The sequence below is a fragment of the Microbacterium sp. Nx66 genome (genome assembly GCF_904066215.1).
In the GTDB taxonomy this organism is placed as follows: Bacteria; Actinomycetota; Actinomycetes; order Actinomycetales; family Microbacteriaceae; genus Microbacterium; species Microbacterium meiriae.
The window spans coordinates 3,038,278-3,064,058 of the sequence record NZ_LR880474.1 but is presented as its reverse complement, the minus strand read 5'-3'; the positions used below and the strand labels follow the sequence as shown (position 1 = coordinate 3,064,058).

The 25,781-nt window shown below is 70.7% G+C and carries 24 protein-coding genes; 13 read left to right on the top strand and 11 right to left on the bottom strand.

Translation table 11 applies throughout. The features are described from left to right. Positions 1–6: 6 nt before the first annotated feature. The 7 genes from MICNX66_RS14815 to MICNX66_RS14785 all read right to left on the bottom strand — a co-directional run bounded on the left by MICNX66_RS14815 (position 7) and on the right by MICNX66_RS14785 (position 7,481). Positions 7–951: an aldo/keto reductase gene (locus MICNX66_RS14815; RefSeq protein WP_187662502.1), complete on the bottom strand. Its 945-nt coding sequence runs from the start codon at positions 949–951 to the stop codon at positions 7–9. After that, positions 921–1,703, bottom strand: a complete 783-nt coding sequence (locus MICNX66_RS14810) for a ribonuclease activity regulator RraA (protein WP_187662501.1) — start codon at positions 1,701–1,703, stop codon at positions 921–923. The genes MICNX66_RS14815 and MICNX66_RS14810 overlap by 31 nt, the downstream gene beginning before the upstream one ends. Continuing rightward, on the bottom strand, positions 1,700–3,616 hold the full coding sequence (locus MICNX66_RS14805) for a hypothetical protein (protein ID WP_187662500.1): 1,917 nt from the start codon (positions 3,614–3,616) through the stop codon (positions 1,700–1,702). Before MICNX66_RS14805 ends, MICNX66_RS14810 begins: the two co-directional genes overlap by 4 nt. Beyond that, entirely contained in the window at positions 3,613–4,467 is an 855-nt protein-coding gene (locus MICNX66_RS14800; RefSeq protein ID WP_101848193.1) for a carbohydrate ABC transporter permease, read from the bottom strand. Before MICNX66_RS14800 ends, MICNX66_RS14805 begins: the two co-directional genes overlap by 4 nt. Then, a complete protein-coding gene (locus MICNX66_RS14795) occupies positions 4,467–5,450 on the bottom strand; it encodes a carbohydrate ABC transporter permease (protein WP_232089107.1) in 984 nt (327 codons plus the stop codon). The genes MICNX66_RS14800 and MICNX66_RS14795 overlap by 1 nt, the downstream gene beginning before the upstream one ends. A gap of 94 nt (positions 5,451–5,544) precedes the next feature. Next, a complete protein-coding gene (locus MICNX66_RS14790) occupies positions 5,545–6,813 on the bottom strand; it encodes an ABC transporter substrate-binding protein (RefSeq protein WP_187662499.1) in 1,269 nt (422 codons plus the stop codon). Between the two features lie 131 nt (positions 6,814–6,944). Beyond that, on the bottom strand, positions 6,945–7,481 hold the full coding sequence (locus tag MICNX66_RS14785) for a CGNR zinc finger domain-containing protein (protein WP_187662498.1): 537 nt from the start codon (positions 7,479–7,481) through the stop codon (positions 6,945–6,947). 38 nt (positions 7,482–7,519) lie between these two features. Here MICNX66_RS14785 and MICNX66_RS14780 point away from each other — a divergent pair, with 38 nt between their 5' ends. From MICNX66_RS14780 to MICNX66_RS14755, 6 genes are all read left to right on the top strand, one after another. Further along, positions 7,520–8,464 carry an EamA family transporter gene (locus MICNX66_RS14780; RefSeq protein WP_187662497.1) on the top strand — a complete coding sequence of 315 codons (945 nt, stop codon included), beginning with the start codon at positions 7,520–7,522 and terminating at the stop codon, positions 8,462–8,464. 193 nt (positions 8,465–8,657) lie between these two features. Then, positions 8,658–9,323, top strand: a complete 666-nt coding sequence (locus MICNX66_RS14775) for a GntR family transcriptional regulator (protein ID WP_187662496.1) — start codon at positions 8,658–8,660, stop codon at positions 9,321–9,323. After that, complete coding sequence (locus tag MICNX66_RS14770) at positions 9,320–10,846, top strand: MmgE/PrpD family protein (protein WP_187662495.1); 1,527 nt, start codon at positions 9,320–9,322, stop codon at positions 10,844–10,846. Before MICNX66_RS14775 ends, MICNX66_RS14770 begins: the two co-directional genes overlap by 4 nt. 118 nt (positions 10,847–10,964) lie before the next feature. Further along, positions 10,965–11,867, top strand: a complete 903-nt coding sequence (gene prpB, locus MICNX66_RS14765; protein ID WP_187662494.1) for a methylisocitrate lyase — start codon at positions 10,965–10,967, stop codon at positions 11,865–11,867. Between the two features lie 2 nt (positions 11,868–11,869). Next, a complete protein-coding gene (locus MICNX66_RS14760; RefSeq protein WP_187662493.1) occupies positions 11,870–13,003 on the top strand; it encodes a bifunctional 2-methylcitrate synthase/citrate synthase in 1,134 nt (377 codons plus the stop codon). Positions 13,004–13,173: 170 nt separating this feature from the next. Next, positions 13,174–14,661, top strand: coding sequence for an MFS transporter (locus MICNX66_RS14755; RefSeq protein WP_187662492.1), 1,488 nt, complete (start codon positions 13,174–13,176; stop codon positions 14,659–14,661). Between the two features lie 13 nt (positions 14,662–14,674). Here MICNX66_RS14755 and MICNX66_RS14750 read toward each other — a convergent pair whose 3' ends face one another. Then, a complete protein-coding gene (locus MICNX66_RS14750; protein ID WP_187664235.1) occupies positions 14,675–15,259 on the bottom strand; it encodes an antibiotic biosynthesis monooxygenase in 585 nt (194 codons plus the stop codon). 944 nt (positions 15,260–16,203) lie between these two features. Here MICNX66_RS14750 and MICNX66_RS14745 point away from each other — a divergent pair. The 4 genes from MICNX66_RS14745 to MICNX66_RS14730 all read left to right on the top strand — a co-directional run bounded on the left by MICNX66_RS14745 (position 16,204) and on the right by MICNX66_RS14730 (position 20,652). Beyond that, on the top strand, positions 16,204–17,703 hold the full coding sequence (locus MICNX66_RS14745) for a CoA-acylating methylmalonate-semialdehyde dehydrogenase (RefSeq protein ID WP_187662491.1): 1,500 nt from the start codon (positions 16,204–16,206) through the stop codon (positions 17,701–17,703). Between the two features lie 9 nt (positions 17,704–17,712). After that, positions 17,713–18,894, top strand: a complete 1,182-nt coding sequence (locus MICNX66_RS14740; protein WP_187662490.1) for an acyl-CoA dehydrogenase family protein — start codon at positions 17,713–17,715, stop codon at positions 18,892–18,894. Then, positions 18,891–19,769 carry a 3-hydroxyisobutyrate dehydrogenase gene (mmsB, locus tag MICNX66_RS14735; RefSeq protein ID WP_187662489.1) on the top strand — a complete coding sequence of 293 codons (879 nt, stop codon included), beginning with the start codon at positions 18,891–18,893 and terminating at the stop codon, positions 19,767–19,769. Before MICNX66_RS14740 ends, mmsB begins: the two co-directional genes overlap by 4 nt. Positions 19,770–19,875: 106 nt before the next feature. Further along, positions 19,876–20,652, top strand: coding sequence for an enoyl-CoA hydratase-related protein (locus MICNX66_RS14730; RefSeq protein ID WP_187662488.1), 777 nt, complete (start codon positions 19,876–19,878; stop codon positions 20,650–20,652). A 93-nt stretch (positions 20,653–20,745) separates the two neighbouring features. On the opposite strand, the gene MICNX66_RS14725 is transcribed toward MICNX66_RS14730, so the two are convergent. Genes MICNX66_RS14725 through MICNX66_RS14715 form a run of 3 tightly spaced genes read right to left on the bottom strand, consistent with a single transcriptional unit; the run spans position 20,746 to position 22,192 of the window. After that, positions 20,746–21,189 (bottom strand): YdeI/OmpD-associated family protein, encoded by a 444-nt coding sequence (locus MICNX66_RS14725; protein ID WP_187662487.1) that lies wholly within the window; start codon positions 21,187–21,189, stop codon positions 20,746–20,748. Beyond that, positions 21,186–21,656, bottom strand: coding sequence for an SRPBCC family protein (locus tag MICNX66_RS14720; protein ID WP_187662486.1), 471 nt, complete (start codon positions 21,654–21,656; stop codon positions 21,186–21,188). The genes MICNX66_RS14725 and MICNX66_RS14720 overlap by 4 nt, the downstream gene beginning before the upstream one ends. After that, positions 21,656–22,192, bottom strand: a complete 537-nt coding sequence (locus MICNX66_RS14715; protein WP_187662485.1) for a MarR family winged helix-turn-helix transcriptional regulator — start codon at positions 22,190–22,192, stop codon at positions 21,656–21,658. The genes MICNX66_RS14720 and MICNX66_RS14715 overlap by 1 nt, the downstream gene beginning before the upstream one ends. A 175-nt stretch (positions 22,193–22,367) precedes the next feature. Between MICNX66_RS14715 and MICNX66_RS14710 the strand changes: the two genes are divergently transcribed. The 3 genes from MICNX66_RS14710 to MICNX66_RS14700 are packed head-to-tail and all read left to right on the top strand — an operon-like array spanning position 22,368 to position 25,781. Beyond that, entirely contained in the window at positions 22,368–23,144 is a 777-nt protein-coding gene (locus MICNX66_RS14710; protein ID WP_187662484.1) for an electron transfer flavoprotein subunit beta/FixA family protein, read from the top strand. Position 23,145: 1 nt separating this feature from the next. Beyond that, a complete protein-coding gene (locus tag MICNX66_RS14705; protein WP_187662483.1) occupies positions 23,146–24,117 on the top strand; it encodes an electron transfer flavoprotein subunit alpha/FixB family protein in 972 nt (323 codons plus the stop codon). Between the two features lie 2 nt (positions 24,118–24,119). After that, positions 24,120–25,781, top strand: coding sequence for a cytochrome b/b6 domain-containing protein (locus MICNX66_RS14700; protein WP_187662482.1), 1,662 nt, complete (start codon positions 24,120–24,122; stop codon positions 25,779–25,781).

Below are 25,781 nucleotides of genomic sequence, written 5' to 3'. Positions count from 1 at the left end.
GCGCGATCACGCGGCCTCCGCGTCGAGGGTGTCCCACAGCGCGGCGGGCAGCTCGGCATCGAGGCCGTCCACGAACGCGTCCACCTCCGCGGGCGTCCGAGCCCCGACGACCACGGCGTCCGCACCGTGCCGCAGCGGGAACTGCACCGCGGCGTCGGCGAGCCGCACGCCGTACGTCGCGGACACGGCCTGCAACCGCAGCGCCCGCTCCCGGAGCTCCGGGGGTGCGGGCTTGTACTCGAAGAACGGGGAGCCGACCGGGTCGACGAGGATGCCGGAGTTGAACACGGCGGCCGCGAGCACCCCGATGCCGCGGGCCGCCGCGGTCGGCAGCAGCCGGTCCAGGGCGGTGCGGTCGAGCAGAGTGAGTCGTCCGGCCTCCATCACCACGTCGAGCGGCGCCTCGGCGACGTAGCGCTCCAGGGGGTCGAGCCGCCCGAGGCCCACACTGATCGCGCGCACCACTCCTTCGTCGCGCAACTCGACGAGCGCCGGGAGTGCTGTCGCGAACGCCGCCTCCACGTCCAGGGGGTCGTGCAGATGGAGCACGTCCACGCGATCGACGCCCAGCCGGGCGAGGCTGCCGTCGAGGCTCCTCCGCACGCCGTCCCTGCTGAGATCGACGACCGAGTCGTGCCCGCTCGCGGCTCCCGAGACCGGCCGGCCGTCCGCATCGACGAGCACCCGGCCGACCTTCGTCGCGATCACGTAGTCGTCGCGCGGGACGTCGCGGAGGGCGAGGCCGAGCTTCCGTTCGCTCTCACCCGACCCGTACAGGGGCGCGGTGTCGAAGAACCGCACGTCCCGGGCGAGCGCCGCATGCACGGTGGCCACCGCGTCGGCGTCCGCCACGGGGGCGAAGAGGTTGCCGATCGGCGCGCAACCGAGTCCGACGTCGTCGCGCGCGGCGACGGCGGGGTTCAGCGGACGGAGCTCTGGACGGAACGCCATGCCTCGTACTCCTCGCGGCTGTCGGGGGTCAGCGGGTAGTAGTCGCTCAGGCGCGCGCCCTCGTCGAGGCGGCGGCGGCTGAACACCTCCCACTCCTCATGATCGCGCGCGTCGTCCACGACCTGCGGCGCCATCGCCTGCGGCACCACGACGGGGCCGTCGTCGTCGGCGACCACGAGGTCGCCCGGCATGCACAGCGCACCGCCCACCGCGACCGGCACGTCGTATGCCCACGGCACGAGCTCCGACTGCGAGGCGTAGTGCGGGGTCGTGCCCGTCGACCACACCGGGATGCCGAGCTCGCGGATGCGGCCGGCGTCGCGGATGCGGCCGTCCACGACGATCCCCGCCCCGCCCTTGCGTGCGAAGTAACGCGCCAGGATGTCGCCGATGCACCCGGAGAAGCGGCTGCCGTAGGCCTGGATCACCAGCACGTCGCCGGGCTGCACGGCCTCGAGCACGTGCCACAGGGCGGTGTGCCGCTCGGCGTACTCCTGACCGTCGCCGGAGGCCATGTCCTCGCGCTGCGGCATGAACTGCAGGGTCAGCGCCGAGCCGACCACGCGCTGACCGAGGCTCAGCGGCTCCGGCCCGTCGATGTAGCTGCGGCGGATCCCGAGCCCGTGCAGCTTGGCGCACGCGGTGGCGGAGGAGATCGCGTCGAAGGAGTCGACCACCTCGCGCGAGGGTCGCTCGTAGGCCGCACCCCGCACGGGCAGGGCGAAGTCGGGTCGGATCAGATCGGCGCTCATGCGTCTCCTTCAGGGAACAGGTGGCGCGGCGAGCCGGTCGCCCGCGCGATGGTCAGGTCGAGGTCGGCGCTGTGCGCCGGGGGCAAGGTCACCACGAGGTCGTCGTCCACGTCGAACGTCGTGGTGACGAGCGGGGCGTCCGGGGCCGTGTAGGTGCCCGAGGCGCCGGGCCAGAAGCCGGGCTCCTCCCCGGTGGCGGTCACCTGGACGATCCGGTCGAGCCCGAAGCGCCCGCCGCGCAGCCGCACGGTGCGGGTGTGCACGGCGGAGGTGTTCACGAGCTGCACGCCGATGCCGTGGTCGTCGAGGCGGTGCACGAGCGCGGCGACGTCCTCCGGGAGCCCGGGTCGCGCGCGGTCCACATCCTCGTAGCGCAGAGCCGTGAAACCGAGTCCGCCGTTGTAGAGCACCTGTGGAGCCCCGCCGACGAGCTGGGTCAGCACCTCGGTCACGACGGGGTTCACGCGCTGCCAGAAGTGCAGGTGCGCGGCGTCGGGGTCGCGGTCGTCGGCGAGCATCATCGCGGCACGGCGCGCCACCTGGCCGAGCGCCATCTCCAATGCCCGCACCGGGTAGTCCGGAAGGTCGCCGGAGAGATACGCGAACCAGCCGGCCTCGTGGCCCGCCTCCTCCTTGTCGCGGAACGGCGCGACGAGGTCGGTGGAGTCGGGGAGACCGGCGATCGCCGTCTCCAGCCGCTCCCGGTCAGACGCCCGTCGCGACCACCACCAGAGCCACAGAGGGAGGTCGAGTTGCAGCGGACCGTAGTCGAACCAGCCGTCCGCGCCGTGACGGTAGGGGACGAGCAGACCCGGCTCGGTGGCGGCGGCACCGAGCCGGGCCATCCATCCGCCGCGCAGGCTGTAGGTGGACTCGGCGACGCTGCCCGTGCGCGCCTCGGCGAGCACGGTGTCGAGCATCGTGCGCACGAGGTCGAGGGCGGCGTCGTCGCCTGTGACGAGCGCGTGGTTGAGGGCACCGATCAGGGCGCTCATGCCGACCGAGTGCAGCCCGTGCGGCCAGGCCCAGCCGTAGTGCCCGCCCCACCAGCGGCCGTCGTGGAGGGAGCCGACGGTGCCGTCCGGGCCGACGTTGTCGGGGAGCAGCCCGCCGTCCGCCCGCGCGCGCCAGCCGTCGACGTACCGGCGGATCCACGCGGCCGCCTCCTCGTGGCCGTCGTAGAGCCAGCGGTTCGCGGCGAGGGAGGTCGCGGCGAGGTTCACGGCGATGTCACCGGCCGCGCGGCGCTGCATCTCCTCCGCCATGCGCTGGGCGTGCGCGGGATCGGCGAGGTCTTCCCACGAGGCGATCCCGTCCACACCGTGCAGCGGCAGGCCGTAGGGGCGCATCTCGTCCCGGTCGGCCGTGTACGGCACGATCTTCTCGTCGAGCCCCTCGCGGGCGCCCAGCGCGCCGTTGTGCGGTGAGCGGATCATGTTGCGCTCGGCGTCGTAGTTGCCCTTCGCGGGGTCGGTGAAGAGGGCCGCGAACCGGGCGGCGCGCGCGGCGAACGCGGTGTCGGCCGGGTCGGCGGCGCAGATGCCGGCGAGGAAGAGCAGCGACTCGCCTTGGTGGAACCAGTCGTAGCCGTTGTCGTACTCCTCGGCGAGCATGCCCGCCTCGGCCAGCTGCACGGTCACGCCCTCCCAGTGCCGCTTGGCGTCGGCGAGGACCTCGTCGGGGCCGCCGAGCAGGTAGAACGCGGGCCAGTTGAAGAACGGCTCGTACAGGTCGTCCACGCCGTCGCGGTCGATGAACTCGGCGACGCCGCGGAGGCGGCCGTCCGGCAGCGTGTAGCGGTCGCGGAAGAGGCGGCGGGCCTCCTCGACCTCGGCGAAGAGCCGGCGCTGCAGCACGGCCCATGCCGGGATCGTGCGCAACGGACGGGTGAGCGGGGTCTCCGGCACGGTCATCCCTTCGTCGCTCCGGCGACCAGGCCGCCGATGATGTGGCGCTGCATCACGATGAAGAACACCATCGCGGGCAGCACGGCCAGCAGGAGGGTCGGGAACACCTGCGTGTAGTCGGTGGAGAACTGTCCGACCGCCGCATACACCCCGGTGGTCACGGTGTAGATCCCGGAGCTCGGCCCGAGGATGATCTGCGGACTCACGAAGTCGTTCCACACCCCGATCGAGTTGAGCACCACGACCGTCGCGACCACGGGCTTCATGATCGGGAAGATGCACGCCCAGAATGCGCGGATGGGACCGGCGCCGTCCAGGGACGCCGCCTCGTCGATGTCGCGGGGCACGCTACGGAGGTAGGCGGTGAACAGGAAGATCGTCACCGGCAGGGTCGCCGCGGTCTCGAAGAGGATGAACCCGGGGATCGTGTTGATGAGCCCGAGCACCCGCAGCACGAAGACCACAGGGATCAGCGTCACCTGGCCCGGGATGAAGAGCCCGGAGACGAAGAGCAGCAGGAGTCCCAGGTGCCACTTCGACCGTCCGCGCGCGATCACGTAGGCGACGGGCGCGGCGAGGGCGATGCAGCACAGGTTCACCAGCACGACGAACAGCAGCGTGATGCCGTACGCGGCGATCACGTTGAACTTGCTGCTCGTGATCGCGGCCCACAGGTAGTCGAACGTGAACATCTGCGGAGTGATCAGCAGGGGGTTCTCGATGATGTCGGCCTGCGGTTTGAAGGCGTTGATCAGCATCGTGTACATCGGGATCAGCATCGTGATCGCGACGACGCCGAGGACGATCCACCGGATCGCGCTGACGGCGAGGGCCGGGCGGTTGCGGGTCTGCTTCATCAGTCGGTCGCCTTCTGCTCGGCGCGGCGTCGCACCAGGGTGACGGCGAGGCCGACGACCGCGGTGACGATGAGGAGGATCATGGACTGCGCGGCGCCGAAGCCGAGGGCCGAGTTCGCGAAGGAGTCCTTGAGGATCTGGTACACGATGGTCTGCGTCGAGCCGGCAGGCCCGCCGTCGGTGAGCGACAGCACCACGTCGTACGCCTTGAGGAGCCCGACGAGGGTGAGCACGAGGTTCACGGTGAAGACCGGCGCGATGAGCGGCAGCGTGATGGACCGGAACTGCTGCCACCGCGAGGCGCCGTCCACGGTCGCCGCCTCGTAGTACTCCGCGGGGACGGACTTGATGCCGGCGAGGAACAGGATCATGTTGAAGCCGAAGTGCGACCACACGATCGTGAAGATCACGCTCGCCTTGGCGAAGGTCGGGTCCGTGAGGAACGGCATCGCCGGGAGGCCGAGCGTGCTGAGCAGACCGTTGACGGCGCCGGTGGGGGAGAGCATCGCCGACCACAGGAAGCCGATGATGAGGGCGCTGATCACGTACGGGTAGAAGAAGACCGTCCGCAGGATCGTGTTCGAGCGGCCGGGCCCGGAGATGAGGGCGGCGATCGCGAGGCCGATGGCGTTGCAGAGGATCGTGCCGACCACGGCGATGATGCCCGTGAAGATCGCGGCCTGTATCGAGCGCGGGCTGCGGAACGCCTTGATGTAGTTGTCCCAGCCGACGAAGGTGAAGTTGAGGCTGTACCCGTTCCAGTCGGTGAAGCTGAGCACCGCCGCGAGGATCATCGGTATGACGAACATCGCCAGGAACACGGCGACCGCCGGGCCTCCCATGAGGATGCCGGGGATCCGGTTCCGCCACTGCTGCAGCGCGGTGCGGCGGCGCGGGGCGGGGGTCGAGCTCATCGGCGTCGATGGTCCTGTCGGGGAGGTGGCCGCGGCCGGGGGCGGCGCGGTCGTGGTGGGCGGGGTCATGGCGGCACTCTCGTTCTCGGTGGCGCGTAAGCGGGGAGGGCGCTCGGGGCGCCGGGGAGGAGCCGGGGACGGTGCGTCCCCGGCTCCTCGAGGGTCAGCCGGCGTTCGCGGCGAACCAGTCGTCCATGGCCTGCAGCACCTGGTCGGCGGGCGCGCCGCCGAGGAGGGCCTGGGTCTGGGTGTTGATCTCACCCGCGTAACCGTCGGGGAGGGTGCGCTCGCCGTAGCCGCCGCCGGTGGGCGTGTAGGCCTCGGCGGGGGTGTCGGCGACGATCTGCAGCAGCTCCTCGCCGAGCGGCGTCATGTCGTACTCGTAGCCGTCGCGGAAGTTGCCGTCGACAGCGAGCTGGTCGCTCACCGCGGTCTGGTCGGTGGTGAGGAACTCGATGAGCTTCGCCGCGGCATCCTGGTTCTTGCTCGCCTTGAGGATCGAGTAGGGGCTGGCGATGTTGGCGCCCATCGCGGGCTGCTCGTCGGCGCTCATCGCGGGGGCGCGGAAGACGCCGATGTCGGCCGAGTCCGTCGCCTTCGCCTGGGTGCCGGCGAACCAGCTGCCCATCGAGTACACCGCGGTCTTGCCGGAGAGGAAGGCCTGCTCGGCATCCGGGTACTTGATGCCCAGGGCGTCGCCGGGGATGTACCCCTCGGACACCCAGTCCGCGTAAGTCTCGACCGCGTCGCCGTAGGTCTCGCTGAACGTGACGTCGCCCGCCGAGATGTCCTGGAACCACTCCGGGTCGTCGGCGATGATGGTCGGCAGTCCGAGCGCCTGCAGCGTGTGGCTGGTCATCCAGTCGCCGCCGGTCTGGACGGGGGTCCACCCTGCGTCCTTGAGCTTCCCGAGGGCGTCCGTGAGCTCGTCGACGGTCGTCGGCAGCTCCGTGATCCCGGCCTCCTCGAAGGCGGTCTTGTTGTAGAAGAAGAGGCTCTGCAGCTGCACGCCGATGCCGGCCATGTAGTTCTTGCCGTCGATCGAGTACTGGTCGGCGAGCGGACCGGACGACGCCCATTCGTACTGCGAGAGGTCGACGAGCTCGGGAGCGAGCTTGGTCGTCGGGGCGATGGACTGCACGACGTCGGGAGCGTCACCGGCGGCCAGCAGACGCGGCACGGCGGCTTCGACCCCCTCGGCACCCGGGTTCTGGATGACGACGTCGATGTTCGGGTTGGCGTCCTCGAACGGGGCGACGAGGTCGTTCCAGAACTCCTCGGTCAGGTTCGGGGTGACGTTCACGAGCATGCGGACGGTGACGTCGCCGCCGGCATCGCCGCCGTCGTCACCGGCGGTGGTCGAGCAGCCGGCGATGGCGAGGGCGGATACCGCCGCGATGCCGGCGAGGGGGAGGACTCGGGCCTTGATCATCGTTGATCCTTTCCTGATGCATGAGGGAGGGCCGCTCGCGACATTACACTAATCGATAATCGTTTGTGAAGAGCGGGCAGCATCAGATCCCGCTCGGAGAGGGCGGCCTCCGAGCGTGGTGGGTGCCGCGGTCAGCGGGCGGCGCGACGAGCGCGGTAGGCGGCCACGGCATTCCGGTTGGCGCAGCTCGTGGAGCAGTACCGTTTGGAGCGGTTGCGGGAGAGGTCGAGCGCGATCGCCTGGCAGGCCTCGTCCGCGCAGACGGTGAGGCGAGAGCCTTCGTCCGTGCGGATGACGTCGATCAGAGCCATCGCCGTCTCCACGAGCACGCGTTCGGCCAGCGGGCGCTCATCGGCGAGGCCGTGCAGGTGCCAGTCCAGCTCGTCGTGACGGATGAGCCGCGGGGTCAGACGCACCTCCGCGAGAGCGGCGTTCACGTGCCCGGCCATCTCGTCGCGCGGAGCCAGCAGCATGGCACGGAGCCGCGGGCGCAGAGCGCGGAGGTCGTCGAGCTCCACCGCGTCCCTGTCGACCCGTCCCGTGTACGGGAACACCTGGAGGAAGGTCTTCTCGTCGTCGATATCCACGAGGGTGTCCGGCTCTTCCGCCGAATTCGCGAGCCAGACCGCCGCTCGGAGTGCGTCCTCGGTGTCATCGGTGAAGACCATGTTGACAGCTTACTCCCGTCGGCGTAGCGTCATCTCCCATGAGCACCGTGGCTGATGACACGATAAGCACACGGGCGAGTGTGCGTCTCGGCCTCCCGCTCGCGATCGCCGCCGCTTTCGCGTTCGGGTCCTCCGGGGCCTGGGCGCGCGGACTCATCGATGCGGGGTGGACGCCGGGTGCCGCCGTCACCGTGCGGGTGTGGGTCGCGGCGCTCGTGCTGCTCGTCCCCACTCTTCTCGCGCTGCGGGGACGGTGGCGTGCGCTCCGGCAGAACGCGGGGATGGTCGCCGCCTATGGCCTGCTCGCCGTCGCAGCCACCCAGCTCTGCTACTTCCAGGCCGTGGCGGTGATGGACGTCGGGATCGCTCTGCTCATCGAGTACACCGCCCCGGTCGCGGTGCTCCTCTGGCTCTGGCTGCGTCGGGGAGAGCGTCCCACGCGGCGCAGCGTCCTCGGTGCCGGCATCGCCTTCGTCGGGCTCGTCCTCATGCTCGACATCGTCACCGGTGCGCAGGTGAACGTGCCCGGGGTGCTCTGGGCGCTCGGTGCGATGGTGGGGGCCGCGAGCTACTTCGTGCTGTCCGCCCGGGCCGACACCGGCATCCCGCCGATCGCGCTCGCGGGGAGCGGGTTGCTGCTCGGTGCCGTCGGCCTGAGTCTCGCCGCGCTCGTCGGGGTGCTGCCCTTCGCGTGGACGACCGCCGACGTCGACTACCGCTTCGGCGCGGTGCCCTGGTTCGTGCCGGTGCTCGCGATCGGCGTGATCGCGACGGCCCTCGCGTATGTGCTCGGCATCGTCTCGACACGGATGCTCGGCTCGCGGCTCGCCTCGTTCGTCGCGCTCGCCGAGGTCGTAGCGGCCCTGCTCTTCGGCTGGCTTCTGCTCGGCCAGCTCCCCGGCCCGCTGCAGGCCGTCGGTGGCGTGCTCGTGCTCACCGGCGTGGTCGTGGTCAAGCTCGGCGAGCCCCGCCCCGCGACCTGAGCGGCGTCTCCGCGCACAACTTCGGACTCCAGGGCCGACACGCCGGCCCCCGGCCCCGCCGTGCGGCGTGTCCCCGGCGGTCTCCGAAGCTGTGCCCGGATGGGGGAACGGCTGGGCGGAGATTATGTATACGAATGCACCGCCTGAGCAAGACAGGTGGCCTGCTGGGGCCATTTATGTATACACTGGCGATATGGTCCTCCCGGTCGAGCGCACGTCCATGGGTGATCGCGCCTATGCGGCGCTCCTGGACGGCATCCAGTCCGGGGAGCTGCCGGCCGGTTTCGTGCTCGGCGAGGTGGAGCAGGCCGAGCGCCTCGGCGTGAGCCGGACGCCGCTGCGGGAGGCGCTGCGTCGTTTGGCAGCCGACGGTCTGGTCGTGCAGCAGTCGCCCCGCGTCACCGTGGTCGCCGACCTCGACGCCGACGACATCCGGTCCCTGTTCGAGATCCGCCGCGCGCTGGAGGAGACCTCCGCCCGCCTCGCGGCCGTCCGGGGCGACGCCGACCGGTTCGCCGCGCTCGCCGCGGAGTTCGCGCACGTGGACCTCACCAGGGCGGAGGGCCGCGACGCCTACTACGCGCTGATCGCGCGGTTCGATGCGGCCCTCGACGACGCCGTCGCCAACGACTACATCGCCGCGGCGCTGCGCACCGTCCGCACCCACCTCGTGCGCGTGCGGCGCATGGCCCGTGACAAGCCCGCGCGGCTCGCCGCCTCCGCGGCCGAGCACCGCACGATCGCCGAGGCGCTCGCCGCCCGCGACGGCGACCTCGCCGCCCATGCCACGCATGTGCACCTGCACAACGCGCTCACCGGCATCCTCGACTCCCTCCCCGACAGCGAAGGACACTCATGACCGTCACCCACCACGTCCGCGTGCACGCCAGCTCCGAGAACCTCGTCCGTGAGGACCAGCTCGCCTGGAAGATCGCCGAGGTCGCGGTCGACCAGGTCGAGGTCGAGCAGCCCGTCGTCGACATGATCATCAACCGCATCATCGACAACGCGTCCGTCGCCGCGGCCTCCCTCACCCGTGCGCCGATCGTCGCAGCCCGCGCGCAGGCGTTCAGCCACCCCGTGTCCACCGGTGGTGCCGGCGCCAACCTCTTCGGAACACCGCTCGACCGCCGCACCAGCCCGGAGTGGGCGGCCTGGGCGAACGGCGTGGCCGTGCGCGAGCTCGACTACCACGACACGTTCCTCGCCGCCGAGTACTCGCACCCGGGCGACAACATCCCGCCGATCCTCGCGGTCGCGCAGCACACCGGCAAGGACGGCAACGCGCTCGTGCGCGGCATCGCCACCGGCTACGAGATCCAGATGGACCTGGTGCGCGCGATCTGCCTGCACAAGCACAAGATCGACCACGTCGCGCACCTCGGCCCGTCCGCCGCCGCCGGCATCGGCACCCTCCTCGGCCTCGACGTCGACACGATCTACCAGGCGGTCGGCCAGGCGCTGCACACCACGACCGCCACCCGGCAGAGCCGCAAGGGCGAGATCTCCACGTGGAAGGCGCACGCCCCGGCCTTCGCCGGCAAGATGGCCGTCGAGGCGGTCGACCGGGCGATGCGCGGACAGACGAGCCCCGCGCCGATCTACGAAGGCGAGGACGGCGTGATCGCCTGGATGCTCGACGGCAAGGACGCCGCCTATGAGGTGCCGCTGCCCGCTGCGGGCGAGCCCAAGCGCGCGATCCTCGACTCCTACACGAAGGAGCACTCCGCGGAGTACCAGGCGCAGGCGTGGATCGACCTCGCCCGCAAGCTCGGCACGGCGAACCCGGCGCTCCGCGACCCCGCGAACATCGCCTCGATCGTGCTGCACACCAGCCACCACACGCACTACGTGATCGGCTCGGGTGCGAACGACCCGCAGAAGTACGACCCGACGGCGTCCCGCGAGACGCTCGACCACTCGATCCCGTACATCTTCGCGGTGGCGCTGCAGGACGGCGGCTGGCACCACGTCGACTCCTACACGCCGGAGCGCGCCGGCCGGGCCGACACGGTCGCCCTGTGGCACAAGATCACCACGGCCGAGGACGCGGAGTGGACGCGCCGCTACCACTCGGAGGACCCGGACGAGAAGGCTTTCGGCGGCCGCGTCGAGATCCGCCTCACCGACGGCTCGGCCGTGGTGGACGAGATCGCCGTCGCCGACGCCCACCCGCTCGGTGCCCGACCGTTCGCACGGGAGAACTACATCGCCAAGTTCCGCCTGCTCGCGGAGCCCGTGCTCGAGGCCGCTGAGATCGAGCGGTTCCTGGAGCTCGTGCAGCGCCTGCCCGAGCTCACGGCCGCCGAGGTCGCCGAGCTCTCGATCGTCGCGAAGCCGGGTCTGCTCGACGACGCCGCGGCGCCCGCCGGTCTGTTCTGATGCCCACGCCGTTCATAACTCAGGAGAATCGGCGCGGAACGCGTCGGCTGACCGCCTACACGGCACTTTCCCCCGCCGGTCTCCTGAGTTGTGAACACCGATCGAAGGGGAGCAACTGATGCTGTACTCCACCACGACGCCGGCCGAGAAGCGGCGCCTGTTCCGGGAACGGCTCGCCTCCGGGGAGCTGCTGCGCTTCCCCGGCGCGTTCAACCCCCTGAGCGCCCGACTGATCGAGCAGAAGGGGTTCGAGGGGGTCTACATCTCGGGCGCCGTGCTCTCCGCCGACCTCGGCCTGCCCGACATCGGCCTCACCACGCTCACCGAGGTCGCCGGGCGGGCGAAGCAGATCGCCCGGATGACCGACCTCCCCGCGATCGTCGACGCCGACACCGGCTTTGGGGAGCCGATGAACGTCGCCCGCACGATCCAGGAGCTCGAGGACGCCGGCCTCGCGGGAACGCACATCGAGGACCAGGTCAACCCCAAGCGCTGCGGCCACCTCGACGGCAAGGCCGTGGTCGACGAGGACACCGCGATCAAGCGCATCCGCGCAGCCGCCGACGCCCGCCGTGACGAGAACTTCCTGATCATGGCGCGTACCGACATCCGGGCGATCGAGGGGCTGGACGCGGCGATCGACCGGGCCCAGGCGCTCGTCGACGCGGGAGCCGATGCGATCTTCCCCGAGGCGATGCGCACGATCGGCGAGTTCGAGGCCATGGCCGCGGCGCTGGACGTGCCGATCCTCGCGAACATGACCGAGTTCGGCAAGAGCGAGCTGTTCTCCGTCGACAGTCTCCGCGATGCCGGGGTGCGCATGGTCATCTGGCCGGTGTCGCTGCTGCGCATCTCGATGGGGGCCGCGGGCCGCGCACTGGATACGCTGAACGACGAGGGGCACCTGACCTCGAAGCTCGGCGAGATGCAGCACCGCGCCGACCTCTACGAGCTGATCGACTACGAGTCGTACAACCGTTTCGACTCCGGCGTCTTCAACTTCACCGTTACGAAGGAGTGACCATGACCGAGCCGGACATCAAGAAGGGCCTCGCGGGCGTCGTCGTCGACACGACCGCGATCTCGAAGGTCAACCCCGAGACGAACAGCCTGCTCTACCGCGGCTATCCCGTGCAGGAGCTCGCAGACACGCAGTCCTTCGAGGCCGTGGCGTACCTGCTGTGGAACGGCGAGCTGCCGACGGGCGACGAGCTCGCCGCGTTCCGGCTGGAGGAGCGCAAGCACCGCGCCCTGGCCGACAACGTCAAGGCCGCGATCGATCTCGTGCCGCTCGAGGCGCATCCGATGGACGAGGTGCGCACCGCGGTCAGCCTGATCGGCGCATCGGACCCCGAGGCCGGCGGCTCGGTGCTCGACGCCGGTGGCAGCCCGGAGCAGAACCTGGCGCGCAGCATCCGCCTGTTCGCGGCGCTGCCGGCCATCGTCGCCTACGGTCAGCGTCGCCGTCGTGGCCAGGAGCTCATCCCTCCGCGCGACGACCTCGACTACTCGGCGAACTTCCTCTGGATGACCTTCGGGGAAGAGGCCGACGACGTCGTGGTCGACGCCTTCAACCGGTCGATGATCCTCTACGCCGAGCACTCCTTCAACGCCTCGACCTTCACCGCCCGGGTCATCACCTCGACCCTCAGCGACATCTACTCGGCTGTGGTCGGGGCCATCGGTGCGCTCAAGGGCCCGCTGCACGGCGGGGCGAACGAGGCCGTGCTGCACATCTTCAAGGAGATCGGATCGGCGGACGCCGTCGAGACCTGGCTCGACAAGGCTCTCGCGGAGAAGCGCAAGATCATGGGCTTCGGACACCGCGTCTACAAGAACGGCGACTCACGGGTGCCGACCATGAAGGCCGCGCTCGACACCCTCGTCGCGCACTACGGCCGGGAGGACGTCGCCGAGCTGTACGACGCGCTGGAGTCGCAGTTCGTCGAGCGCAAGGGCATCCACCCGAACCTCGACTACCCGTCCGGCCCCGCGTACAGCCTCATCGGCTTCGACACGCTCACCTTCACGCCGCTGTTCGTCGCGGCGCGGGTGACGGGATGGACGGCCCACGTCATCGAGCAGGCCGGCGCGAACGCCCTGATCCGTCCGCTGTCCCACTACGACGGCCCCGACGAGCGGCACGTGGCCGGCTGACCCCTCCGTTCGAATCGCCTGAATGGCTCCATCTCACCGCGGGATGGAGCCATTCGCGCGATTCGGAGCAGTAGCGTGCCGACGGCCCCCGGGTCAAGCGGATGCGGCGGATTTCGGGGAGGAGTAAACCGGATCCGGGACTAAAGCATGTCCCGCGAGAAGGAGGCCCCATGTCCGCGTCCGACGTCACCGTCAAGGAGGTCCGGTCGCTCGTCCCCGCGCGCATGGACCGGCTCCCCTGGTCGCGCTTCCACTGGATGATCGTCGTCGGACTCGGGTTCTCCTGGATCCTCGACGGCCTCGAGGTGCAGATCGTCGCGGCTAACGGCTACGCGCAGACGCTGGGGATGGGTCCCGCCGAGGTCGGCCTCGCCGGCACCTGCTACCTGCTCGGCCAGGTGTTCGGCGCCCTCGTGTTCGGCCGCCTCGCCGACCGCCTCGGCCGCAAGAACCTCTTCCTGCTCTCGCTCGGGGTGTACCTCGTCGGATCGGCCGTCGCCGGTCTCGCGTTCGCCCCCTGGTTCTTCTACATCTGGCGCTTCGTCGCCGGCGCGGGCATCGGCGGCGAGTACGCGGCCATCAACTCGGCCATCGACGAGATCATCCCCGCGAAGTACCGCGGCCGCGTCGACATCGCCATCAACGGCACCTACTGGGGCGGTGCGGCGCTCGGCGCCGTGGCCAACATGTTCTTCCTCAACACCGACCTCCTCCCCGCCGACATCGGCTGGCGGCTGAGCTTCTTCGTCGGTCCGATCCTCGGCATCCTCATCATCTGGCTGCGGCGGCACATCCCGGAGAGCCCCCGCTGGCAGATGACGCACGGCCGCGAGGAGGAGGCCGAGCGCAACGTCGACGAGATCGAGGAGCGCATCCGCAAGGAGGGCAAGTCGATCGAGCCCGTGGACGAGAGCAAGGCCATCACGGTCAAGGAGTACGGCAGCGTCCCGCTCCTCGTGATAGCGAAGGTGCTGTTCAAGAAGTACCCGCGGCGCACCCTCGTCGGCATCACGATGATGGTGACGCAGTCCTTCCTCTACAACGCGATCTTCTTCACCTACGCGCTCGTGCTGGAGAACTTCTACGACACCCCGCCGGCGTCCGCATCGCAGTACTTCATCGTCTTCGCGGTCGGCAACCTCGCGGGCGCCCTCATCCTCGGCCACTTCTTCGACACGTGGGGCCGTCGGCGGATGCTGTTCGGCACCTATGTGCTCGCGGGTCTGATCCTGCTCGTCAGCGCCTTCCTCTTCAACGCGGGTGTGCTGAACGCGGGCACGCACACGGCGTTCTGGTGCGCGTCGTTCTTCTTCGCCTCGGCCGGAGCATCGGCCGCGTACCTGACCGTGAGCGAGATCTTCCCGCTCGAACTGCGCAGCCAGGTGATCTCCTACGTGTTCTCCATCGGGCAGCTCGTCGGCGCGGTCGCTCCGGTGCTCTACGGCGCGCTGATCGGCGCGAGCGCGGAGTCGGGCGACCGCGGTCCGCTGTTCTGGGGGTACGTGCTCGGTGCGGCGATCATGATGTTCGGCGGCGTCGTGTGTGGTGTGTTCGGCGTCAGTGCGGCCGGGAAGTCACTGGAGGACATCGCCGATCCGCTGTCACTCGTGGAACCGGCGAAGAAGGGCGTCACCCCGGGGTCGGAGTCCGGCTCCTGAGAAGGCGGTTCCGCTAGCGGGCGAGCCAGTTCCGCAGGGAGCGCGTGACGAACGGCAGAACCCAGTACGTCATGATCGGCGTGAGCACGAGGGTGGTGATGAGCACGCGGAGCCACAGCGGAACGACGTCCCATCCCGGCACCGGGCTCATGGCGTAGGTGAACGCGAGGTTCACGGGGAAGAAGCCGAGCCAGATCGAGACGGCCTGCTTCCACCGCGGCGGCGCCGGGGCGACGGTCACGGTGCTCGTCGTGCCGTCCGGGTCGACGACGGGGATGGAGCCGGTGGACGGCTCGTCGAACCAGCCCTCGATGCCCGAGCGGCGCTTGGACCTCTCGCTGCGGACGAAGCCCTGGCCCATCGACAGCCACCACGCGCGTTCCCCGGACTGCTCCCACGCGGTGAGCGCGTCCTCGCTCGCGAAGCGGTAGAGCATGTGCCAGACCTGGGAGTCCTCGCCGGCACGGACCCAGCCGGAGCCGAGGAAGCCCGGGTACTTCGTCGCGAGGTTCACCCCGGTCTGCACCCACGCGGTCGCCTCGGCGATGCGCTCCGGGTCGACCTCGCGGCGGATGGAGACGGTGACGGGTTCGGACACAGGGGCGGATGCGGACATGGTGCGGTCCTCGGGGTGAGCGGCGTCGGGGTGCGGACGCGGGGCGACGGCGCCAGGGTCGCGGCGCCTGGTCGATTCTAGTTCTCCTTCGAGTCGCGCGATTGGCTCCAGATCCGGGCCGGATGCCGCCAGCATCTCCCGCAGCTCATCGATCGTCGCCCAGGGCTGCCACGCGACATCCGGCCGCCCGACCCCCGGCCTCCAGCGTCGGCAGAAGTAGTCGCCGAGCGCCACCAGGTCCGCGAGCGGCAGCGTGTCGAGGGGGACCCAGGTCGCGGCGGGGGCGGTCACCCGGAGGCCGTCCCGATAACGGATCGAGGTGAGGCTGGACAGCGTGCGGTGTCCGGTCACGCCGCGGGCGCGAGGGAACGGGATCCCGCCGGACGCGCTGACGTGGAGGGCGAGGTCGTCCGCCGTCGCGACGCTCCCGCGGTCGTCGAAGGCGAGTGGTAGCGGGCCTCCCCAGATCGAGGCCGCGGTCTCGTGGCTGAAGAAGTGTCCGGTCGGATCCGCGCAATCGACCGCGGCTCACGCCGTGCAGTCGCGCCGTCCGTACCGCGAAGTCCACCCCGAAGCGGGCCGGAAGCTCGTGTCGTCGTCCCATGCCCCCACGCTCCCACCGCTGCTGTCGGGCTGGGTTCGAAGGGAAGAAGAAGACCCCCGCCGACCCGATTCGGCGGGGGTCTCGGGAGCGAGAGTGCTCACCGTGTGCACGGGAGACGCGACTACCCGATCCGGTCTGAGTCTGTGCCGTGCATCTGCAGTTGTAATCGGCCCAGGTGGCCAGCGGGTGAACGAGGGGCGAACGGCGCCGTGCGGCCACTCGTCTGCCCGACGACAAGAGATGCAAGGACGTCCTCGTATTTTCACGGTCGTCGGAGTAAACTCGCCGATGTGCCAAAGAGGGCACGGAGGGATGTCGCACAATGACCCGTACTATCCCGCACTTCGTGGGCGGAACGCATGTCACCCCGGAAGACGGCCGCTTCGCCGACGTCTTCGACCCGAGCACCGGGGCGGTGCAGGCCCGCGTGCCGCTCGCATCCGCGGAGGAGGTGCGCCGCGTCATCGGGAACGCCGAGCAGGCCCAGGCCGCGTGGGCGGCGACCAACCCGCAGAAGCGCGCCCGCGTCCTCCTGCGGTTCCTCGACCTCGTGCAGCAGGAGATGACCTCGCTCGCCGAACTCCTCGCGAGCGAGCACGGCAAGACCGTCGACGACGCCAAGGGTGACATCCAGCGGGGTCTCGAGGTCATCGAGTTCTCCGCCGGGGCCCCGCACCTGCTCAAGGGCGAGTACTCCACCGGGGCCGGGGCGGGCATCGACGTGTACTCGATGCGGCAGCCGCTCGGGGTCGTCGCGGCGATCACGCCCTTCAACTTCCCCGCCATGATCCCGCTGTGGAAGGCCGGCCCCGCCCTCGCCGCCGGCAACGCCGTGGTGCTCAAGCCGAGCGAGCGCGACCCCTCGGTGCCCGTGCGTCTCGCCGAGCTGTTCCTCGAGGCGGGCCTGCCCGCCGGTGTCCTCAACGTCGTGCACGGAGACAAGGAGGCGGTGGACACGCTGCTCACCGACGACCGGATCCGCGCGGTCGGCTTCGTGGGCTCCACGCCCATCGCCGAGTACATCTACGCCACCGCGGCCGCGCACGGGAAGCGGGCGCAGTGCTTCGGCGGCGCGAAGAACCACATGGTCGTGATGCCCGACGCCGACCTCGACCAGGCCGTCGACGCCCTCATCGGCGCCGGCTACGGCTCCGCGGGGGAGCGGTGCATGGCCATCTCCGTCGCGGTCCCGGTCGGCGAGGAGACCGCGGACGCCCTCGCCGCCAAGCTCACCGAACGCGTCGCCCAGCTGCGCGTCGGGCCGTCCCTGGCGAAGGATGTCGACTACGGCCCCCTCGTCACGAGCGCCGCGGTCGAGCGGGTCGAGGGCTACATCCAGCAGGGCATCGACGAGGGCGCGACGCTGCTCGCCGACGGCCGCGGCTTCACGGTCCCCAGGCACGAGGAGGGCTTCTACCTCGGGCCGACGCTCTTCGACCACGTGACCACCGACATGGCGATCTACCGCGAGGAGATCTTCGGCCCGGTGCTCGTGATCGCCCGCGCCGCCGACTACGAGGAGGCGCTGCGCATGGCCTCCGAGCATGAGTACGGCAACGGCGTCGCCATCTTCACGCGCGACGGTGACGCCGCCCGCGACTTCGCCGCACGCGTGGAGGTCGGGATGGTGGGCGTGAACGTGCCCATCCCGGTGCCGATCGCCTACTACACGTTCGGCGGCTGGAAGCGCAGCGGCTTCGGCGACCTCAACCAGCACGGCGCCGACGCCTTCCGCTTCTACACGAAGACCAAGACCGTGACGAGCCGCTGGCCGTCGGGGATCCGCGAGGGCGCGAGCTTCGTGATCCCCACCATGCACTAAGGACACGCGATGACCATGACCACTGTCACCACCACTGACGAGGAGCGCGAGGCGATCCTCGACGCCGTGCGGGAGTTCGCCGATGCGGAGCTCGCTCCGTTCGCCGCCGAACGCGACGAGAAGCACCTGTTCCCGCGGGAGTCGCTCCAGCGCGGTGGCGAACTCGGCCTCGGCGGGATCTACGTGAGCGAGGAGTTCGGCGGCACGGGGCTCACCCGCGTCGACACCGTCGCCATCTTCGAGGAGCTCGCCAAGGCCGACCCTGCGGTGGCCGCCTACATCTCCATCCACAACATGGTGGTGTGGATGATCGACACCTACGGCGACGACGAGCAGCGGTCGCGCTGGCTGCCGTCGCTGACCGCCATGCAGAAGTTCGGCGGCTACTGCCTCACGGAGCCGGGAGCCGGATCCGACGCGGCGAACATCGCGACCAGCGCCGTCCGCGAGGGCGACGAGTACGTGCTGACCGGGGTGAAGCAGTTCATCTCCGGAGCCGGTGAGGCCGCGGTGTACGTCGTCATGGCGCGGACCGGCGAGCCGGGAGCCCGGGGCATCAGCGCCTTCCTCGTCCCCGGCGACGCGGAGAACCTGAGCTTCGGCGCCCCGGAGAAGAAGATGGGGTGGCATGCGCAGCCCACCCGTCCCGTGATCATGGACGGCGTGCGGGTGCCGGCGTCCGCGATGCTCGGCGACGAGGGCCGCGGCTTCGCGATCGCGATGTCGGCGCTCAACGGCGGACGCCTCAACATCGCGGCGTGCTCGATCGGCGGTGCGCAGGCAGCGCTCGACAAGGCCGTGCAGTACGTTCACGAGCGCGTCGCGTTCGGGGAGCCGCTGGCGGAGAAGCAGTCGATCCTCTTCGCGATCGCCGACATGCGCACCGACCTGCAGGCGGCGAGGCTGATGATGCGCGACGGCGCGCAGGCAGTGGACGAGAAGGCGCCGGACGCGACGATGCGCTGCGCGATGGCCAAGCGCTTCGCGACCGACGCCGGCTTCGAGGTGGCCAACCGCGCCCTCCAGCTGCACGGCGGCTACGGCTACCTGCAGGACTACGGCATCGAGAAGATCGTCCGCGACCTCCGCGTGCATCAGATCCTCGAGGGGACGAACGAGATCATGCGCCTCATCGTGGGGCGGGAGATGCTGCGACCCGCGGGGTCGACGTCGATGCGGAGCGCCTCATGACCCGCGTGGCCTTCCTCGGCCTGGGCCACATGGGCCTGCCGATGGCGAAGAACCTCGTCGCCGCCGGACACGAGGTGCACGGCTTCGACCTCGTGCCCGCGGCGATCGAGGCGGCCGGGACGGCCGGGATCCCCGTGGCGGCGAGCGGCGCGGAGGCGGTGGCGGACGCGGAGGTCGTGGTGACGATGTTCCCGGCGGGGAAGCACGTCATCGAGGCCTACCGCACGGAGCTGCTGGCGGCCGCGCGCCCCGGAACGCTGTTCATCGAGTCGTCGACCATCGCGGTGGACGAGGCGCGGGCCGCCCATGCGCTCGCGCTCGCCGCGGGCCATCGGCACATCGACGCCCCGGTCTCCGGAGGTGTGGTCGGGGCGGAGGCCGGGACCCTGGCGTTCATGGTCGGGGGCTCCGACGACGACTTCGCGGCGGCGCTTCCGCTGCTGGAGATCATGGGGAAGCGCATCGTGCACTGCGGCGGACCGGGACTCGGACAGGCGGCGAAGGTCTGCAACAACATGGTGCTCGCGGTGTCGCAGATCGCCGTGGCCGAGGCGTTCGTGCTGGGCGAGCGGCTCGGACTCGAGCATCAGGCCCTGTTCGATGTGGTGTCCCAGGCGTCGGGGCAGTGCTGGGCACTCACCACGAACTGTCCCGTCCCCGGCCCGGTGCCCACGAGCCCCGCGAACCGGGACTACCAGCCGGGATTCGCCGGAGCCCTCATGGCGAAGGACCTCGGTCTCGCGCTGCAGGCCATCGAGCAGACCTCGACGGATGCCCGGATGGGTCGTCTGGCGCAGGAGCTGTACGCCGCCTACGCCGCCGGCGACGGCGCCGCCCGCGACTTCTCCGGCATCATCACCGATATCCGCGGCTGACCTCTGGCTTTCGAATCGCCTGAATGGTCGCGAATCCGGCCGAAATGCAGCACATCGGGCGATTCGAAGGGGAGGGTGGAAGACAAACGACAGGAAGGCGGCAGCGATGACCGAGTACGAGACGATCCTGGTGGAGCAGCGCGGACGCGTGGGGTGGATCACCCTCCACCGTCCGGAGGCGCTCAACGCGCTGAACAGCCGGCTCGCCGAGGAGGTCACCGCGGCCGCGCAGGCCTTCGATGCGGATGACGGGATCGGCGCGATCGTCCTGACCGGCTCCGAGAAGGCCTTCGCGGCCGGTGCCGACATCAAGGAGATGGAGGGCATGTCCGCGGCGGAGATGCTCGAGACCGACCACTTCGGCGTCTGGCACGACTTCGCTGCCGTGCGCACCCCGGTCATCGCGGCGGTCTCCGGATTCGCGCTCGGTGGCGGCTGCGAGCTGGCGATGATGTGCGACATCATCCTCGCCGCGGACACCGCGAAGTTCGGACAGCCGGAGATCAATCTCGGCGTGATCCCCGGCATGGGCGGCACGCAGCGGCTCATCCGCGCGGTCGGGTACTACAAGGCCGCGGAGCTCGTGCTGTCCGGCCGCTTCATGGGGGCCGAGGAAGCGGAGCGTTCCGGACTCGTGTCCCGCGTCGTCCCGGCGGCGGACCTCCTGGCCGAGGCGACGACGTTGGCGGAGACGATCGCGTCGAAGTCGCTGCCGTCGGTCTACGCCGCCAAGGCCGCGCTCGATGCAGCGATGGAGACGACGCTGTCCGCCGGCCTCGCCCATGAGAAGCAGGCGTTCGCGGCGCTGTTCGACACGCACGACCAGAAGGAGGGCATGGCGGCCTTCCGCGAGAAGCGCACGCCGGACTTCCAGAACAGCTGATCGCGGTTCACAACTCAGGAGGTCGAGTCGCGGAGCCGGCGTTCTGCGGTGTCGGGGCCCGGTCGGCCGCAATTCTCCTGAGTTGTGAACGGGTCAGTCGCGCAGGGACTCCACGATCTTCGCGATCCGGCGCTCGCGCGTCGTGTCCTGCTTGGCGTCGGCGACCGCCCTGGCGTGCTCCTTCCGCGCTGAGGGGGAGAGGGCGTCGAAGGCCGCGCGCACCGCGGGGTCGGCGTCGAGGGCGGCGGCCAGGGCGGGCGGCACCTCGACCGTCCGCTCTGCGGTGTCGAGCCGGATCACCGCGTCCACCTCCTGGTCGATCTCCACCCCGAGGTCTGCGCGGGCGGCCTTGCTGAGACCGATCATGTTCTCGCCGCCCATCCGGGCCAGGCGCAGGCGGGCGGTGCGGCCGCCGATCGTGACCGCGACCGGGAAGGTCTTCCCCGCGCCGAAGGAGGCCACCTGTTCGTCGGTGAGGAGGATCGCCGCGGCGGGACCGCGACCGGTGAGGACGGTGTGCACGCGCAGTTCGCTCATGCAGGAAGAGTACGCCCGCCGTCCTCGATCGCGGCGACGAGGGCGGTGTTGCGCTCCGCGATCAGCCGCTCCATGTACCGCCCCAGGACCAGGGCGTCGACGAGGCGGCCGAGGGGCCCGAAAGGCGACCGGAACACGACGGTGTCCCGCATGAGGGTGCCACGCGGGTGCTCCTCGAACACATGCTCGTGCCGGAGCTCGCGGAACGGTCCGGCGATCTGACGGTCCGTGAACCGATGCGGCGCGTCGATGTCGAACACCACGGAGCGCAGGCGGAACGGGATGCCGAAGTGCCGCGCGCGCCAGGTCACCGTGGATCCCTCGGTGAACGCGCCGCCCGCAGGCTCCTCGATCATGGTCTCGCTGTAGCGCGCCATGGACTGCAGATGCAGTTCGGGGTCCAGTGCCGCGGCGAAGACGACCGGGCGGGGCGCCGCGATCACGGTGTCGAGCACGAACCGGGGCATCAGAGCGGTTCGGGGAGCGGGCGCGGATCGATGAAGTCGCCGGCGTCACGGCGCAGGCGGGCGACGATGGCGACGAGCTCCGCGGCATCGGCCTCGCTCATGCCGGGGTCGGCGAAGACGTCGACGTTCAGGGCGGTCGTGGCGCGCTCGACGAGGTCGCGCCCGGCGTCGGTCAGGGCGAGCATCGCGGCGCGTCCGTCGTGGGGGTGCGGTTCGCGGATCACGAGGCCGTCGCGCACGAGCCGCTCGGCGGTGCTGGTGATGGTGGTGGCGTGGACCTGCAGGCGCGCGACGACGCTCGACAGCGGCAGTCGTCCGGCCCGGCTGAAGGCGAGCAGCCGGAGCACCTCGTACCGCGCGAAGCTCAGCGCGAAGGGTTTGAGGGCCGCGTCGACGCGGGCGAGGAGGAGCTGCTGGGCCCGCATCACCGACGTGACGACCGTCATGCCGTCTGCGGCCTCGGTCCAGCCGTGCGCGATCCACTGCCGCTTCGCCTCGGCGAGCGGGTCGACGGGAAGCGGGCGGGGTCGGACCACGTCTCTACGGTACCGGCGTGGGGCGCCCCCGGTCGCCAGCGGCGAGCCGAGGACGGCAACTGTCGACTATGTATACATTCGTGACCGAAATGTCGGGTGCAGCCTGCGGATCCCTCTGCCTTTGGCTACATAGAAGAGCGGGCGGATAGACTCAGCGTGTCGTGAGGAGCATTCGATGAAGATCTTCGTCCTGGTCAAAGAGGTGCCGGACACCTATGGTGATCGCACGTTGAATCTGGAGACCGGCCTCGCCGATCGCGGCGCCGGGGATGTGGTCCTCGACGAGATCACGGAACGGGCCCTCGAGGTCGCTCTCTCCTACGCCGACAAGAACGAGGGCACCGAGGTCGTGGCCCTCACGATGGCGCCGGAGAGCGCGACCGCGTCGGTGCGACGGGCCCTCGCGATCGGCGCCGCCTCCGCGATCCACATCGTCGACGAGCAGCTCGTCGGTGCCGACCTGGGACTCACCGCCGAGGTGCTCGCCGCCGCGATCCGCCGTGGCGCCCCCGACCTCGTCATCACCGGCAACCTGTCCACCGACGGCGCCGGCGGCGTGCTCCCCGCGATGCTCGCCGAGCACCTCGGCTGGGCGCAGGCCACCGCCCTCTCCGCGGTCGAGATCACGGCCGACGGCATCTTCGGCACCCGCGGTGCGGACGCGGGGAACCAGCAGGTGACCGCGCCGCTGCCCGCCGTGATCTCCATCACCGAGGCGCTCCCTGACGCCCGGTTCCCGAACTTCAAGGGGATCATGGCGGCGAAGAAGAAGCCGCTGGAGGTGCTGTCCCTCGCCGACCTCGACGTGTCGGCCGACCCCGCGGCGGCTCCGCGCACCATCATGACCGCCGTCTCCGAGAAGCCTCCGCGGGCGGCCGGTGTCAAGATCACCGACGAGGGCGATGCCGCCGAGAAGCTCGTCGAGTTCCTCGTGCAGAACAGGCTGGTGTGACATGGCGTACCCCGAGAACCCGATCCTCGTGCTCCTCGACGTCGACCCGTCCGGCGAGCTCGCCAGCAGCACCGCCGGACTCCTCGGCGCGGCGGCGGGCATCGGCACCCCGGTGGCGTTGATCGTCGGCGGTTCCGAGTCCGCGGTCGCCACGGCCGCGGCGGCCGGAGCCGCGGTCGTGCTCACGGCCGAGGGCGACCCGTCGGCGCTCACCGTCCCGATCGTCGACGCGCTGCAGGCCGCTTCCGCGCAGGTGCAGCCCGAAGCCGTCCTCATCTCGAACTCGATCTCCGGGCGCGATGTCGCCGGCCGGTTCGCGGTGCGATCGAAGAGCGCTCTCGCCGTGGATGCCGTCGGGGTCTCCCGCGACGACGAGGGCATCGTCGCCCACCACTCGGTCTACGGCGGGGCGTACCTCGTCGATGCGGCCGCGACGTACGGCACGCTCGTCGTCACGGTGCGCCAGGGCGCGGTGGAGGCCAGGGCCGAGGCGGTCGCCTCCCCGCAGGTCGAGCAGCTCGCGGTCACCCCGTCCGGAGCGGTCGCCGCGACGGCGGGCCCCGTCGAGACCGTCGAGGCCACCTCGTCCCGTCCCGAGCTGCGCGGAGCGACCCGCGTCGTCTCCGGTGGCCGCGGCCTCGCGTCGAAGGAGAAATTCGTGCTCGTCGAGGAGCTCGCCGACGCTCTCGGCGCGGCCGTCGGCGCCTCGCGCGCCGCGGTCGACGCGGGCTACATCCCGCAGTCCCACCAGGTCGGGCAGACCGGGGTCTCCGTGTCGCCGCAGCTCTATGTCGCGCTCGGGATCTCCGGGGCGATCCAGCATCGCGCCGGCATGCAGACGTCGAAGAACATCGTGGCGATCAATAAGGACCCGGAGGCGCCCATCTTCGACGTCGCCGACTTCGGCATCGTCGGCGACGTGTTCGCGATCGTCCCGCAGGTGATCGCCGCGCTCGAGGCGCGGAAGAAGTAGTCATGGCGACGCGGGTGCTGCGCCGCGGGCTTCCGCGGGTGCCGGGCGGCGAGCCGTGGCCGCCCGCCGATGCGACGGTCGAGACCGTCGATGCGGGCCCGGCCGAGATCGTCGTCGATCCGCCGGTGGCGACGCCGGTCTCCGCGACGCCGGAGGGCGGGGAGGACGACCCCACCGCGGTCACGCCGGACGCCACCGGCGTCCAGGCTGCGCAGCCGGACGCCGCGCCGCGTCGGGCGCTCCGCCGGGGTCTCCCGCGCGTTCCCGGCGGTGAGCCCTGGCCGCCGTCTACGGTCGCGGCCGCGCCCGCGGCGCCGTCCGCACCCGCCGTGGTGCCGGGCGAGACCGCACCTTCCGCCGCGGCGTCCGCCGCGCCCGTTGCGCCTCCTGCCGCGCCCGCTGCCGCCGCGTCGTCCGCCGCGCCGGCTCGAACTCCTGCTGCGGCGCCCGCTCCCGAGACGCCCGCCGCAGGCGAGAGCGTCCGCCGCGGACTGCCCCGAGTCCCGGGTGGCGAGCCCTGGCCCCCCGCGGGGACCGTGCCCGCCCGTCCGACCTCCGCTCCCTCCCCGGCCGCGGCGGCGGATGTCTCCGCGATCCCGGAGACGGCGGCACCGTCCGCGACCCTCGTCTCCGAGCCCGCCGCTGTCCCGGGGACCGCGCTCGCCACCGGCGCCGACATCAGCGCGCCGCTGCCCTGGACCCGTACGGTCTGGAACGGTCGAGCACCGCGGCATCTCCCGGCCGCCGCCTCGGCGGCCGCGACCGCTCGCCGGCGCCCGACCTGGACCCAGGCGATCGCGACGCTGTTCGGCGCCGCCGCCCTCGGCGTGCTCGCGGCCGCGGCCGTGGCCCTCGTCCGCACGCTGCTGAGCCTCCCGTTCATGCAGGACTTCCTGGCGGCCTTCCCTGGCGAGTACGAGCCACCGATCCCGGTCGAGCCCGGCTTCGCGCCGTGGGTCAACTGGGCGCACTTCTTCAACATGTTCCTGATCGTGCTGATCATCCGCTCGGGGCTGCAGGTGCGCACCGAGAAGCGGCCGAGCGTGTTCTGGTCCCCGCGGAACAACCCGAAGGGCAAGATCAGCCTGAACCTCTGGTTCCACCAGGCACTCGACATCCTGTGGCTGGTCAACGGCGTGATCTTCGTCGTCCTGCTGTTCGTCACCGGGCACTGGGTGCGGATCGTGCCGACGAGCTGGGAGGTCTTCCCGAACGCGCTGTCGGCGGCCCTCCAGTACATCTCGTTCGACTGGCCGCACGAGAACGGCTGGAACAACTACAACAGCCTGCAGCAGCTCGCCTACTTCGTCACCGTCTTCCTCGCGGCGCCGCTCGCCGCGGTCACCGGGTTCCGCATGTCGGGGCTCTGGCCCAAGAGGGCGGAGCGCCTGTCGAAGGCGTACCCGGTGGAGTGGGCGCGCGCCCTGCACTTCCCGGTGATGCTCTACTTCGTGGCGTTCATCATCGCGCACGTCGCGCTCGTGATGCTGACCGGCTTCCTGCGCAACCTCAACCACATGTTCGCGGCGCAGGATGCCGCGACGTGGACGGGATTCTGGGTGTTCATCGCCTCGCTCGTCGTGATCGCGGTCGCCTGGGTCGCTGCGCGTCCGCTCGTGCTCGCCCCGATCGCGAAGGCGTTCGGCAAGGTCTCGGGGCGCTGA